This window comes from Mycobacterium sp. E2497, from assembly GCF_001668695.1.
Lineage (GTDB): Bacteria > Actinomycetota > Actinomycetes > Mycobacteriales > Mycobacteriaceae > Mycobacterium.
In genome coordinates this window covers 1-12,904 of the sequence record NZ_LZKD01000176.1, presented here as the reverse complement: position 1 = coordinate 12,904, position 12,904 = coordinate 1, and the positions used below count along the sequence as shown (strand labels likewise).

Sequence of the window (12,904 nt, the reverse complement as noted above, 5' to 3'; positions counted from 1 at the left end):
TACCTCAATCCCACGTCAGGCCGCCGCGGCGCCACACATAGGCGTACGCCACGAAGACCGTGAGCATGAACACCACCATCTCGACCAACGCGAACGTTCCCAGCGCGTCGTAACTGACCGCCCAGGGATACAAGAACACGATTTCGATGTCGAAGACGATAAAAAGCATTGCGGTCAGGTAATACTTCACCGGGAACCGCTGGCCGGGCGTCGCATGCGGGCCACTGACCGACGTTTCGGTGGGCTCGATGCCGCATTCGTAGGGGGCCATCTTCGACTTGTTGTAACGCGACGGGCCGGCCAGGCTCGCGATCACCACCGACCCCACGGCGAAGGCCGCGGCGATCGCTCCGAGCACCAGGATGGGTATGTAGACGTTCAACTCGCTCCAAGATCTCCTCGTACGGGTCGCCGGTGCGGCGGCCGGGCGGGGGGCCGGGCTGCTGTGACGTACCCGGGCTGCGGGATATCACAGTGACCTTCACAACATAGCGTCGTGAAGGCGAGTGTGTTTTGTCGGGGTGGGGGTATTCGCCTCGTTTTTGTGTCGCCGCAACCGGGCGGCTCGGCGCCGCGGGCGGTCCGCGTCGCGTCCGCGCGGACTTCGCGGCCGCCGGTGGGCCGGCGGTCGCGGTATCTACGCAGGTGAAAGCGCTAGCGGGTGGGGGTGCGGAGCAGTCCGAGCACCGTGCGGCCCAGCACGATCGGATCGATGGGATGCGGCACGGCGGCCTCGGCCCGCGACCAGTTCGCCAGCCACGCGTCGTCCGGCCGGCCGGTGAGCACCAGGATCGGCGGGCACGTCGCGAGTTCGTCCTTGAGTTGCTTGGCGATTCCCATCCCCCCGGTGGGGGTGGCCTCGCCGTCCAGGATGGCCAAGTCGATGCCGCCCTCGTCCATCTGCCGCACTACCATCGGCGCGGTCGCCACCTCGACGTACGTCAGCTCGGGCAGGTCCGGATGCAGATGCCTGCCCAATGCCCGTATCACTTGTTCGCGGGTTCTGGCGTTATCGCTGTAGACCAGGATCCGCAGGGCGACGCTGGATTCGGGGGTGGAGTCCGACACGGTGCAGATGCTACTGGTGTCGCACCGGGTTCACTGGGCAGCCCGCGTGAAGACGGCTTCGGCCGCCGCGGTGGCCGTCTTGCCGATCATGCCGAGCCGGTTCCAGCCCAGGTCGAACTGGGTGCGGTCGACCCTGGCCTCCGCCGCGATCCGAATCGACCCGTCCTCGAGCTCGGTGATCGTCGCGGGCAGGGGCAGCGGCGCGGTGACGCCTTTGATGGTGAAGGCCGCCCGGAGGTCGGCGGCCTTGCCTTTGGTCGGCTGCACCCCGGTGACGACGACGCTGATCTCACCGAAACGGTCGACGTCGAAGAAGTCGGCCGAGCGCAGATGCCTGTCGCGGCGGCCGATCCCGGTGTCCAGGGAGGCGGCGCGGATGTCGAGGCGGCCGAAAACCGCGCCTTTGCCCGTCAGTTGGCCGTCGCCGCTGAACTCGGTGAACCGGCCCTTGACGCGCAGCAGGCCCCACATGTTGGCGATCTTGAAGGTGATGGTTGACCGGTCCGGGACGAGGTTCCACACGCCGGCCAGGTCGGGATCGTTCAGCAGTGTTTCCAGAGTCGTCATCGTCACCCCCATCTCTCGTGGCGAATCTAGCGTCTAATCCAGCAACGGCGCGATCTCGGCGGGGTCGAAGTACTCGTCGATCCGCTCCAGCCGGCCGTCGCCGCCCACCCTGATCACGATGCAGACCCGCATCGAGATCGATTGGCCGGCACGGCCCGTGGCGTGCAGGAGGTGCTGCTGGACGAAGCCGCCGTCGAAGAACCGCCGGTCGAGAACCTCGTAGTGGCGCTCGGTGGTCGCGGAGATGAACCAGTCGATGACCCGCAGCGCCCGGGCCTTGCCGTCATCGCGGCGGGCGCCGACGCGCCAGACCGCGATGTCGTCGCTCCACATCCGCTCCACCGCCGCGAAGTCACCCTTTTCGATCGCCGCGAACAGGCGATCGGCGGCGTCGGCGATGGTATCCCTGCTCGCAGCGGGCATGACCTCGCTCCTCTCCCGATGACCCGGCTATTCGCTGTCGTCGCTGTCATATCCGGGGTGGGCGGCCGCCACCCGGCGCCGCACCAGCGTGCGCAGGCAGGCGGTGACCTCCCGGGCCCGGTCGTCCAGCTCGCCCGCCCGTATCGCGGCGGCCAGCTCCTCCTCGTCGGCGAACCCCAGGTCGGCCAGCGCGGCGAGGGACTCGGACTCGCTCTCGTCGAGCAGTTCGCGCTCGACGATGCGCAGCGCGTTGGCGGCCACCCGGGCGTGGAAGTTGACCTGCCCACTGGTCGCCGCCCGCACGTCGGTCTCCAGGAATTCGGCCACCGCGGCCACCAGCTCGGCCGCGAGCGGGCGACCGTACGGGCCGATCACTCCGGCACCTCTTCGAGGAGGTCGAGCAGGTCCCACTCGGTCTCGCACACGCGGCGACCGATCGCGGCCAGCTCCACCGAGCGGAACTGGCCGGTCAGATGCCGCTCCGCCTGGTAGCGACAGATGACGCCCCAACGCAGCGTGGCCAGCACCAGCCACCAGTGAAACGCCACCCGGTCGACGCTAGTCCCGCCGGCCTGCTCATAGGAGCGGAGGAAGCTCTCGACGCTGCCGAGGCCGCCGGCGCCGAGGCTGGCGGGGGCGCCGAAGCGCCAGGCGCGGATGCAGAACCAGGCGAGGTCGTCGTACGGGTCGCCGCGGTGCACCAGCTCCCAGTCGAGGACCGCGGCCAGGCGGGCGCCGTCGACGATGAGGTTGCCCATCCGGTAGTCGCCGTGCACCAGAACGTCCGCCGACGGCTCCGGACGGCGGGCCTCGAGCCAGCGAAACGCCCATTCGAAGGTGGCGGTGGTGTCACCCATGGCGTCGAGCCGCTCGCGCCACTGCGTGAGCGGGTCCTCATGGGCCAGACCGGGGATGCGCGGGTCGGCGCGGTGGATGGCCGCCAGGGCGCGCGCGCACTCCCGCATCAGCCCCGCGCGCGCCGCCTGGCCGCCCGCGGCGTCGAGCTGACGCTGAATGCGCCGGACGATGGTTTCGCCGGCGACGTGGTCGCAGATCAGAAACGGATTGCCCAGTGCGGCAGGGGAATCGTCGGCGATCAGGACGTGGGGGACCGGGGCGCCGGCGGCGGCCGCCGCGGCCTGGGCGCGCGCCTCCAGCTCCATGCCGGCGTGCATGTCGTCGGGCGCGCCGATGCGCAGGATCAGCGCTCGGCGCCGGTCGCCGGTGACGGCGTCGAACGCCCACGTGGAGCGGCTCGCGCCGCCGGTCAGGGCGCGCAGGTTCTCCACCGCGACGTCGGCGCCCAGGACGGGCGTCAGTTCGGCGGCGAGTCGAGAGGCCAGGTCCTCGTTCGGCGTCACTTGCCAAACTTAAACAGCCGCTGCGCCACCCGGCGAATCTGGATCTCCTCGGCGCCCTCGGTGATCCGGTAGCGACGGTGGTGCCGATAGATGTGCTCGAACGGCTCGTGCCGGCTGTAGCCCTGGCCACCGAAGATCTGCATGGCCCGGTCCGCGGCGTCGCACACGAGCCGGTTGGCGCGGTAGTTGGCCATCGACACCTTGTCCGAGACCTCCATGTGGTGGTCCCGGTCCAGGTGCCAGGCGGCGTAGGCCACCAGCAGCCGCACCATCTGGGCCTCGGTCTGCAATTCGGCCAGCGGCCACTGCACGGCCTGGTTGACCGACAGCGGCTTGCCGAAGACCGTCCGCTGACCGGCGTATTCGGCGGCGCGGTCGATGCAGTACTGGGCCGCGCCCAGGCTGCTGGCCGCCTGCCGAATCCTGTTCTCGTGCAGGAACGTCTGCGCGACCTCCAGGCCGCGGTCCACCTCGCCGAGCACCGCGTCGCCGGGCACCCGGACGTCGGTGAGCCGGACTTCGCCGTGATCGGTCGGCATGTTGAAGGTCCACCAGTAGTAGGGGACGTCGAAGCCGGGCGCGTCCGTGGGCACCAGGAACGCCGTGATGCCCCGCGCCTGCCCCGGCTCACCGGACGTGCGGGCGAACACCAGGTCGTGGGTGGCGCGGTGGACGCCGGTGTTGAACCGCTTGGCGCCGTTGATCACCCAGCCGTCTCCGTCGGCCTGCGCGCGCGTCGTTAGCCACGTGGCGTCCGAGCCGTGCTCCGGCTCGGTCAGGCCGAACGCCATGGAGCGCTCCCCGGTGATCAGCGCTTCGGACCACAGCCGTCGCTGCTCGGAGGTGCCGAAGCGCTCCATCATGATCACCTGCGGGAAATTCCCGACGATCGAGGACTCGTTCTGCAGGTCGTTGTGCAGGCCAAGGCCTTTGTGCGCCAAGTGTTCCCGGATGACGGCCATGTCGACGTTGGTGCCGTCCCGCCCGCCCAGGGCGGCCGGGAGCCCGTAGCGCAGCCAGCCCGCCTCATCGGCGCGCCTGCGCATCTCGGCGAGCAGGTCCTCCCACTCGCGTGTGGGGATGCCGTCGTTGTCCCAGTCGGTGCGGGCGTGTTCGCGGCGCTTGTCGAAGTACTGGATGTGTTCGCGTTCCAGGGGTTTGATCTCGGCCTCGATGAACGCGTCCATCTCGGCGAGCAGACCCGGAAGGTGTTCGGGGAGCGTGAAATCCACAGTTGTCTCCTAAAGGCTCAAGCGCCGTACAGGGTTTTCTTCCAGATCGTCGACAGGGTGGCGATGGCGTCCTGGTCGCTGATCTTGATGCCCAGGTTGGAGGGCCCGACGAACACGGTGGTGAAGTTCTCGAACAGCAGGGCGATGGCGGCCGCGGTGTGTTGCGGGTCGAGCTCGGTCCCATAGCCCTGCTCCTGGGCGCGGCGCACCGAGGCGGCGACGATGTCCATGCCGAAGCGGCGGAATTCGTTCTGCACGGCCGCGAAGCGGCGCTGGGCGGCGGCCAGCTGCGCCACGGCGATCATGATGCCGATGTTCTGCTTGAACATGTTCCAGTACCCGGTGACCACCGAGGTGAAGAAGGCGTCGTCGTCGGGCGATCCCGTTAGCTCGACGCTCAACCCGGACGGTGTCACGACGTCGTGCAGGAACGACTCCGCCAGGGCGGCGAGCAGATCCTCCTTGTCGGCGAAATACCGGTAGAACACCGCGGGCGACTTGCCCGCCGCCGAGGTGATGTCGGCCAGTGTCGTGCCGTGGAAGCCGCGCTCGGCGAACAGTTTGCGGGCGGCCTGCTCGATGGCCTGCCTGGTCTGGCGGCCCTTGGCGGTCGGCGCGTCCTGAGCGGGCATCAGGTGCGCATCCGGTCGCCGGCGCGCAGCAGCGCGCTCGGCAGGTCATGACCGACAACGGATCTCGCGACGCCGGCGGCGGCGATGGCGGCCTGCAGGTCGACGTCGACGTCGATGCCGCTGTCGCGCAGCAGGTACACCAGGTCCTCGGTGGCGATGTTGCCGGTGGCCCCCGGCGCGAACGGGCAGCCGCCCAGCCCCCCGACCGAGGCGTCCAGCCGGGTCACCCCGGAGCTGACCGCGGCGTAGGCGCTGGCCAGCCCGGAGCCGCGGGTGTTGTGGAAGTGACCGCCCAGCGGCAGGTCGCCGATCACCGGACGCAGTTGTGCGATGAGCGAACTCACGCGCCCCGGGGTGGTGGTGCCGATCGTGTCGGCGATCGAGAGGCGGTCGACGCCGCGGTCGCGGGCGGCCGCGGCGATGTCGAGCACCCGCTGCGGCGGGGTCGGGCCTTCGAACGGTGAGTCCCACGCGGTAGCGACGATGACTTCTACCGTGACGCCGGCATCGTGCGCGATGGCGACGATCTCGTCGATCTGCCGGGTGGCCTCGGCGCTGGTCCGCCCGACGTTGGCCTGGCTGAAGGTGTCGTCGGCGGCGACCACGTATTCGATCGAGCGCAGCCCCGCCGCGACGGCCCGCTTGGCTCCGTTCGGGCTGGCGACCAGGGCGGAGAACTCGATGTCGGGGTAGTCGCGCAGGTGGGCGTCGACCTCGGCGGCGTCGGCCATCGACGGCACCTTCGACGGCGAGACGAACGCGGTGGCCTCCACCTCGCGCACCCCGGTGGCGGCGATCGCGGCCAGCAGTTCGAGCTTGGCCGACAACGGAATCGGCGCTTCGATCTGCAGGCCGTCGCGCAGCGCCACCTCGCGGATATCGACGTGGGCGTTCACAGCACCCCCTCGGCCCGCAGCGCCTCGAGCTCCTCGGCGGTCTTGCCCAGCAGCCCGATGTAGACGTCGTCGTTGTGCTGACCGGGGCGGGCGGGCCCGGCGCTGCGGACCCGGCCCGGGGACTCCGAAAGCACCGGCACGACGCCCGGGCCCAGCACGGTGCGCCGCACCCGCTCGTCGTAGTGCTCGACCAGCATGCCGCGGGCCCGCAACTGCGGGTCGTTGACCACCTCCGCGACAGTGTTGATCGGCCCGGCGATCACCCCTGCGGCGCTGAGGGTTTCGATGATGTCCCCGGGCTGGCGCTCCGCGGCCCACGCCCCGATGATCTCGTCGAGTGCGTCCTGGTTGCGCCCGCGCGCGACGTGGGTGGCGAACCGGTCGTCGACGGCCAGCTCCGGGCGCCCCATCGCCTTGCACAGCCGGGCGAACACGGTGTCCTGGTTGGCGGCGATCACCACCCACGAGCCGTCGGCGCTGCGGTAGATGTTCGACGGGGCGATGCCGTCGAGCCGGGTGCCCGACGGTCCGCGCACCACGCCGCCCACGTCGTAGTCGGGGATGGTGGATTCCTGAACCGCCAAACAGGATTCGGTCAGCGCGACGTCCACCACCTGGCCGCGCCCCGTGACGCCGCGGCGGTACAGCGCGGCCAGCGCGCCCTGGGCGCCGAACATTCCGGCCAGGGTGTCGCCGAGCGACAGCGCCAACCGGGGAGGCGGGCCGCCGGGGAAGCCGTTGAGGTATCGCAGTCCGCTGGCTGCCTCGGCCACCGAGGCGTAGCCGGCCTTGTGGGCGTCGGGCCCGGTCTGCCCATAGCCGGACACCCGAACCAGGATGATGCCCGGGTTGCGGTGGCTGAGCACGTCGTAACCGAGGTCCCATTTCTCCAGCGTGCCGGGCCGGAAGTTCTCCACGACGATGTCGGACTTCGCGACGAGGTCACAGAACAGCTCGCGGCCGCGCGGGCGGCGCAGGTCGAGCGTGATCGCCCTCTTGTTGCGGGCGTGCACCGTCCAGAAGACGTGCTCCCCCTCGACTTCGGCCTGGCCCCAGGTGCGCAGCGGGTCCGGGGCGCCGGGGGGTTCCACCTTGATGACGTCGGCGCCCAGGTCGCCCAGCAGCCGGCCGGCGAAAGGCCCGGCGATCAACGTGCCGAGTTCGAGCACCCGGATACCGTCCAGCGGCCCGGTGGGCGTCACTGCGCCGCCGCGAAGTCGTGGCGGACCAGCCAATCGGTGACGACGTCGACCGCCGCGCGCAGCTTGTCGCGCTGGTCGGCTCCCGCGTAATAGTGGGTGGCGCCGGGGATTTCGTGCATCTCCTTGTCATGATGGCCGATCGCGTCGAAGAGCCGCCGGGTGTGGCTGGGCGTGCAGGCGTCGTCGGCCAGGTTACCGATCACCAGTGCCGGGATCGCGATGTCGGCACCGCAGGCCACGCCATCGCCGCGGGCGTCGTCGTAGCTCCATTGCGAGAGCCAGCCGCGCAACGTGGAGAAGCGCGCCAGCCCGACCGGGCTCATGTTCACCACCTGAGGATCCCCGAGGTAGCAGGTCCCCGGGGTGCGTTCGTTGGGATCCACGGTCGGGTCCAGCCACCGCGGGTCGGCCATGGTGCCGTGCACCACGAAACAGAACTCGTCGTCCGGACGTCCGGCCGCCTTCAGCTCGGCGAGCTTGCCCTTGACCCACGCGGTGATGCGCCGGTTGCGCATCACCTGGGCGCTGCGATACCGGCCCAGGAATTCCTGGGTGTAGGGCGGCTGGTTCGGGTTGTCCGGGTTGTACAGGTCCAGCTCGGGATCACGCTTGGTGGGGTCGGATTCGTCGAGGATCGACGCATCCAGCCATTCGGTCAGCGTGCCGTGCCTGCTGATGTGCGCCGCCAGCAGCATGATGCCGTCGGCCGGGGTGAGGTCCAGGGCGGTCAGGTCGGGACCGTCGCCCGAAGGGCTCGACGTGATGGTCGGCTGCTGGGCCTGCTGCTGGTAGAACACCGACAGCGAGCCGCCGCCACTCCACCCCGCCAGCACCACCTTCTGGTAACCCAGCCGCTTCTTGGCGTCCTTGATGCACTCGCCGAGGTCCTCGACCACCTTCTCCATCAGCAGCGCGGAGTCGGTACCGCGGAACCGGCTGTTGCAGTAGATGACATGGTGGCCGGCCCGGGCCAGCGCGTTGATCATCGGCAGGTACGCGCCGCCGCCGATCGGGTGCATGAACACCAGCACGGTCTCCGACGGCCTGTCCGTCGGCCTGAGCAGGTAGCTCTCCAGCACGGTGATCTCGGCCAGGCCACCGTACACGTCGCGGACGCCGGAATTGTTCTGGAAGGCAACGAGATAAGGGATGCGCTCGTATTCGTGGCGGGTCGTCATGGTCAGTGTTGTCCTAGGTCGTGCGCCAGCACCTCGGCCGACGGGGTCAGTCGCCGGCGGGTGTCGACGGCGATCACTTGCCAATCGACGCGGGAGTAGTCGTCGAACTTGCGGCGCGCCCGTTCCCGCGCCTTCTCCGGTGCGCCGTGGTGAACGCCTTGCGGCGCATGGGAAATCAGGCCGGGCGGCATCGGGATGCCGTAGAGCGAGCCGCCATGGAAGAAGGCGATCTCGTCGTAGTCGACATTGCGGTGATACCACGGCGTGCGCTCGGTCCCCGGGACGCCTTCGGCCGGCTTCGGCAGAAAGTTCATCACGTAGACCCCGGTGGCCTGCATGAACAGGTGCACCGTCGGGGGCAGGTGCACGCTGTCGGACGTGACGACGTTGTAGTCGGCGATGTTGAAGCTGAACGCGAAATTGTCGCCGCGCCAGCCCTCGACGTCGAGCGGATTGTGTTGGTAGAAAAGCGTTGTCGGCCCGCCCTCGTGGACGAGCCGCACCTCGTATTCGTCGCGTCCGTCGTCGTCGATGGGCGCCGGGTCGGGGATGGTGGCCTGCGACGGGTCGAACGGGAAGTGGCGGCCCAGCGGCCCGGGCGGCGGCACGCGGAACTCGTCGGTCGCCTCGACCATGAGCAGCGTCGTCTCGCCATCGGGCACCTGGCGCCAGGTGCACGCCTTCGGCAGGTAGACCCAGTCGCCCTCGCAGTAGCGCAGCGGGCCGAACTCGGTTTCGAGCAGACCCGCGCCCCGGTGCACGAAGCACAGCAGGTCGCCGTCGACATGGCGGGTGTAGAACGGCATCGGCTCGTGGCGGCGGCTCAACAGGATTCGGCAGTCGGCGTTGCTGAACATCAGCAGGGGACCGCCGCGGGCGTCGGTGGCGTCTGCGGACTTGAGCTGGTCCGCGAGCACGTCGACGGGGCGCAGCGGGCCGACCGACCGGTAGGCGGTGGGGTCGTGGCGGCGGTAGAGGTTCGCGGTGCGGCCGGTGAATCCGCCGCGGCCCAGCTCGTCGTCCTTGAGCCCGTCGAGATCGGCGTGCAGGCGCCGCGGTGTCCGGCCTCTGCGCAGGTGGACGAAGGATTCCATGGCTCACTCCCGGCTCGGGCGACAGGACAAAACTGAAAGTGACATTACTTTTTGTTCCGGGCATACACAAGGGCGGCGGATCCGCCGACCATGTCCGGCTTCCCGGATTTGATAGCGCCCGCGCTATCAAATCCTGCGCATGCCACATGACCGAGAGCGGGCCGGTGCGGCCCCATCCCGTCAGTCGCGGACCCGCACCACGACCTTCCCCTTGGCGGTGCGGTTCTCCAGGGATGCCACCGCGGCGGCGGCCTCCTCCAGGGGGTAGACCTCCGGGATGGGGGCGGCCAGCCGGCCCGAGCTGAGCAGCTCCTCGAGCCCGGCCCACTGCTCGGCCAGCGCGTTCGGATGCGTCGCGGTCCACGCCCCCCAACCCACGCCCACCACGTCAATGTTGTTGAACAGCAAGCGGTTCACCTTGACCGTCGGGATGTCCCCGCCGGTGAAGCCGACCACCAGCAGCCGACCGCCCGGGGCGAGCGAGCGCAGCGAATCCGTGAACCGATCGCCGCCGACCGGGTCGAGCACGATGTCCACGCCGCGCCCGCCGGTCAGCTCCTTGACCGTGTCTTTGAACCCCTCGGCCAACACCACATCGGTGGCCCCGGCGGCGCTCGCGACGTCCGCCTTGGCGCCGGTGCTGACGACCGCGATCGTGCGCGACGCCCCGAGCAGCCCCGCCAGCCGCAGCGTCGACGTCCCGATGCCTCCCGCCGCACCGTGCACCAGCACCGTCTCGCCCCGGGCCAGCCGTCCGCGCACGGTCAGGGCGAAGTACACCGTCAGGTCGTTGAACAGCAGGCCGGCGCCCGCCTCGAAGCTCACGTTGTCGGGGAGCTTGAACACCCGGTCGGGTTGCAGGATCGCGACCTCGGCCATCCCGCCGGACAGCATCGTCAGCCCGACGACCCGGTCGCCGGCCGAAACGTGCGCGCCCTCCGGCGCCGAGCGCACCACGCCGGCGATCTCGGCCCCCAGCACGAACGGCGGTTCGGGCCGGTATTGATAGAGGCCCCGGGTCAGCAGCGCGTCGGGGAACGCGGCGCCCGCGGCGTGCACGTCGACCACCACGCCGTCCCCGGACGGCTCGTCGACCTCGGCCACCTCTATCGCGTCCGGCCCGTCCAGCCGGGTCACCCGTGCAGCTCGCATGGTCGGACAGCCTACTGCCGACTCAAAATCCGTCGGCCACCCGCACCACCGCACGCCCGGTGAACTTGCCGGCGCGCACCTGGTCCAGCACATCGACCACGTCCTTGACGTCGACGTCGCTGGTGAGCGACTCCAGATGGCGCGGTCGCAGCGAATCACCCAGCAGCGCCCACAGTTTGCGGCGCCGGTCGATCGGCATCTGCACCGAGTCCATTCCCAACAGCGCGATGCCGCGCAGGATGAACGGCATCACCGTGGTGTGCAACGCCGGGCCACCCGTCAGGCCGCTGCAGGCGACCGCCCCGCCGTAGTCGACGGCGCTGAGCACGTCGGCCAGCGTCGCGCCGCCCACGCAATCCACCGCGGCCGCCCAGCGCGCCTTGGCCAGCGGGCGCGGCTTGGCGTCGGGATCCTCCGGCAGCCGGCCGATGATATCCGCGGCACCAAGCTCTTTCAGCAGCCCCGCAGCCGACTCCTTGCCCGTCGAGGCGACCACCCGATAGCCCGCGGCCGCCAACAGGTCCACGCTCACCGAGCCGACTCCGCCGGAGGCGCCGGTGACGACCACCGACCCGGCGCCGGGCTGGACGCCCCAGTCGATCAGCGCCTGCACGCTCATCGCGGCGGTGAAGCCGGCGGTGCCGATCGCGGCGCCGTCCCGTGGGCTCAACGCGCCGAGCGCGACGACCTGGTCGGCCGGCAGCCGTGCGTATTCGGCGTAGCCGCCGTGGTGGCCGGTGCCGATCTGGTACCCGTGGGCCACCACCGTGTCACCGACGGCGAAGTCGGGCGACGCGGACTCGACGACCTCGCCGGTCAGGTCGATGCCCGGCACCACCGGGTAGCTGCGCACCACGCCGCCGCGCGGGGTCAGCGCCAGCGCGTCCTTGTAGTTGACGCTCGAATAGAGCACCCGGATCGTCACCTCACCGGGTGGCAGGTCCGAGGGGCTCAAAGTCTCGACCGAGGCGGTTATCCGGTCACCATCTTCGCGGGCGACGAGCGCCTGAAACGTGTCCATCCCTCGACGCTAACCTCACCGTATGGATTCCTTTCCACTCGGTCGCTTTTCGGTTTCCCGGGTGGGCTTCGGCGCGATGCAGCTGCCGGGCCCCAACGTGTTCGGCCCGCCCCGGGACCGCGACGAGGCGCTGGCCGTGTTGCGGCGGGCGGTCGAACTCGGCGTCGACCACATCGACACCGCGCAGTTCTACGGCCCCGACGTGGCCAACGAGCTGATTCGCGAGGCGCTGCATCCCTACCCGGAGAACCTGGCGCTGGTGAGCAAGGTCGGAGGGTGTCGCGACGACAGCGGCGGCTGGCTTCCGGTCGACGAGCCGGCCGACCTGCGCCACGACATCGAGACCAACCTGCGCGCGCTCGGCGTCGACCAACTGGCCGCCGTCAACCTGCGCGTGTTCGAGAGCGACGGTCCGGATCAGCTGTTCGACGAGCAGCTCTCGGTCATGATCCAAGCACGCGACGACGGGCTGATCGGCGGTATCGGGCTGAGCAACGTCAACCGCGAACACCTACTGCGCGCGTGCGGGCGCACCGAAATCGCCTGTGTGCAAAACGCTTTCAATCTCGTTGACCGATCATCGCAGCCGGTTCTCGACGAGTGCGCGGCGCGCGGCATCGCGTTCGTTCCGTTCTTCCCGCTGGGGGCCGCCTTCGTGCGGCCCAACCCCGTGCTCACCCACGAACTAGTGGTCGCCCGCCGCCTGCTGGGCCTGTCGTCCGCCGAACTCAAGTAGCCCCGGTCCGCGCCGCGCCGAACGTGTAACCACGGCGGAAAATCGGCGATTTCATCGCCCTGAGTGCACGTTCGGCGTAACTATCCGCCGAGCGCGTCCAGCCGCTCGCGGGTGTCCGCGTCGAGTTCGATGGACGCGACGTCGAGGTTCTCCTCCAGGTGGCGCACCGACGAGGTGCCCGGGATCAGCAGCACGTTGGGTGCCACGCCCAGCGTCCACGCCAACGCGACCTGCGCCGGCGTCCGCCCGAGCCGCTCGGCGACGTCGACCACTAGTTCGTGGGTGAGCACGGGGTTGGGCCGCACGAAGGCGGCCCCCAGCGGGAAGAACGGAACGAACGCG

General features: G+C 69.9%; 16 protein-coding genes. 1 reads left to right on the top strand and 15 read right to left on the bottom strand.

Annotated elements, in window-relative coordinates:
- Positions 1–4: 4 nt before the first annotated feature.
- The 14 genes from A5713_RS15915 to A5713_RS15850 all read right to left on the bottom strand — a co-directional run bounded on the left by A5713_RS15915 (position 5) and on the right by A5713_RS15850 (position 11,826).
- Positions 5–382 (bottom strand): NADH-quinone oxidoreductase subunit A, encoded by a 378-nt coding sequence (locus A5713_RS15915; protein ID WP_007168313.1) that lies wholly within the window; start codon positions 380–382, stop codon positions 5–7.
- A 272-nt stretch (positions 383–654) separates the two neighbouring features.
- Positions 655–1,068: a response regulator transcription factor gene (locus tag A5713_RS15910; protein WP_068062302.1), complete on the bottom strand. Its 414-nt coding sequence runs from the start codon at positions 1,066–1,068 to the stop codon at positions 655–657.
- Between the two features lie 30 nt (positions 1,069–1,098).
- Positions 1,099–1,635: a YceI family protein gene (locus A5713_RS15905; protein ID WP_068097047.1), complete on the bottom strand. Its 537-nt coding sequence runs from the start codon at positions 1,633–1,635 to the stop codon at positions 1,099–1,101.
- A gap of 33 nt (positions 1,636–1,668) precedes the next feature.
- Entirely contained in the window at positions 1,669–2,058 is a 390-nt protein-coding gene (locus A5713_RS15900; RefSeq protein WP_068096920.1) for a nuclear transport factor 2 family protein, read from the bottom strand.
- A 27-nt stretch (positions 2,059–2,085) separates the two neighbouring features.
- On the bottom strand, positions 2,086–2,433 hold the full coding sequence (locus tag A5713_RS15895) for a DUF6285 domain-containing protein (protein WP_068096916.1): 348 nt from the start codon (positions 2,431–2,433) through the stop codon (positions 2,086–2,088).
- Positions 2,430–3,419: a phosphotransferase family protein gene (locus tag A5713_RS15890; RefSeq protein ID WP_068096905.1), complete on the bottom strand. Its 990-nt coding sequence runs from the start codon at positions 3,417–3,419 to the stop codon at positions 2,430–2,432. Before A5713_RS15890 ends, A5713_RS15895 begins: the two co-directional genes overlap by 4 nt.
- Entirely contained in the window at positions 3,416–4,651 is a 1,236-nt protein-coding gene (locus A5713_RS15885) for an acyl-CoA dehydrogenase family protein (protein ID WP_068096902.1), read from the bottom strand. Before A5713_RS15885 ends, A5713_RS15890 begins: the two co-directional genes overlap by 4 nt.
- A gap of 17 nt (positions 4,652–4,668) precedes the next feature.
- Positions 4,669–5,283, bottom strand: a complete 615-nt coding sequence (locus tag A5713_RS15880) for a TetR/AcrR family transcriptional regulator (RefSeq protein WP_068096899.1) — start codon at positions 5,281–5,283, stop codon at positions 4,669–4,671.
- Positions 5,283–6,179, bottom strand: coding sequence for a hydroxymethylglutaryl-CoA lyase (locus tag A5713_RS15875; protein WP_068096895.1), 897 nt, complete (start codon positions 6,177–6,179; stop codon positions 5,283–5,285). The genes A5713_RS15880 and A5713_RS15875 overlap by 1 nt, the downstream gene beginning before the upstream one ends.
- Entirely contained in the window at positions 6,176–7,381 is a 1,206-nt protein-coding gene (locus tag A5713_RS15870) for a CaiB/BaiF CoA-transferase family protein (protein WP_068096890.1), read from the bottom strand. The genes A5713_RS15875 and A5713_RS15870 overlap by 4 nt, the downstream gene beginning before the upstream one ends.
- Complete coding sequence (locus A5713_RS15865; RefSeq protein WP_068096888.1) at positions 7,378–8,559, bottom strand: S9 family peptidase; 1,182 nt, start codon at positions 8,557–8,559, stop codon at positions 7,378–7,380. The genes A5713_RS15870 and A5713_RS15865 overlap by 4 nt, the downstream gene beginning before the upstream one ends.
- A 2-nt stretch (positions 8,560–8,561) precedes the next feature.
- On the bottom strand, positions 8,562–9,653 hold the full coding sequence (locus tag A5713_RS15860) for a homogentisate 1,2-dioxygenase (protein WP_067920076.1): 1,092 nt from the start codon (positions 9,651–9,653) through the stop codon (positions 8,562–8,564).
- A gap of 180 nt (positions 9,654–9,833) precedes the next feature.
- The gene (locus tag A5713_RS15855; RefSeq protein ID WP_068096885.1) at positions 9,834–10,805 is read right to left on the bottom strand and encodes an NADPH:quinone oxidoreductase family protein; all 972 of its coding nucleotides are present in this window, start codon (positions 10,803–10,805) and stop codon (positions 9,834–9,836) included.
- 22 nt (positions 10,806–10,827) lie between these two features.
- On the bottom strand, positions 10,828–11,826 hold the full coding sequence (locus A5713_RS15850) for an acryloyl-CoA reductase (protein ID WP_067919648.1): 999 nt from the start codon (positions 11,824–11,826) through the stop codon (positions 10,828–10,830).
- A 22-nt stretch (positions 11,827–11,848) separates the two neighbouring features.
- On the opposite strand from A5713_RS15850, the gene A5713_RS15845 reads away from it, so the two are divergent.
- Entirely contained in the window at positions 11,849–12,562 is a 714-nt protein-coding gene (locus A5713_RS15845) for an aldo/keto reductase (protein WP_082972985.1), read from the top strand.
- 80 nt (positions 12,563–12,642) lie between these two features.
- Here A5713_RS15845 and A5713_RS15840 read toward each other — a convergent pair.
- On the bottom strand, positions 12,643–12,904 hold a 262-nt coding region (locus A5713_RS15840), incomplete at its 5' end, for an aldo/keto reductase (protein ID WP_197509241.1).

Bases quoted from the DNA above. Each gene is read 5' to 3' on its own strand.
- A5713_RS15905 (WP_068097047.1), bottom strand. From the start codon at position 1,635: ATGACGACTCTGGAAACACTGCTGAACGATCCCGACCTGGCCGGCGTG.
- A5713_RS15900 (WP_068096920.1), bottom strand. From the start codon at position 2,058: ATGCCCGCTGCGAGCAGGGATACCATCGCCGACGCCGCCGATCGCCTG.
- A5713_RS15880 (WP_068096899.1), bottom strand. From the start codon at position 5,283: ATGCCCGCTCAGGACGCGCCGACCGCCAAGGGCCGCCAGACCAGGCAG.
- A5713_RS15865 (WP_068096888.1), bottom strand. From the start codon at position 8,559: ATGACGACCCGCCACGAATACGAGCGCATCCCTTATCTCGTTGCCTTC.
- A5713_RS15860 (WP_067920076.1), bottom strand. From the start codon at position 9,653: ATGGAATCCTTCGTCCACCTGCGCAGAGGCCGGACACCGCGGCGCCTG.
- A5713_RS15855 (WP_068096885.1), bottom strand. From the start codon at position 10,805: ATGCGAGCTGCACGGGTGACCCGGCTGGACGGGCCGGACGCGATAGAG.
- A5713_RS15850 (WP_067919648.1), bottom strand. From the start codon at position 11,826: ATGGACACGTTTCAGGCGCTCGTCGCCCGCGAAGATGGTGACCGGATA.
- A5713_RS15845 (WP_082972985.1), top strand. From the start codon at position 11,849: ATGGATTCCTTTCCACTCGGTCGCTTTTCGGTTTCCCGGGTGGGCTTC.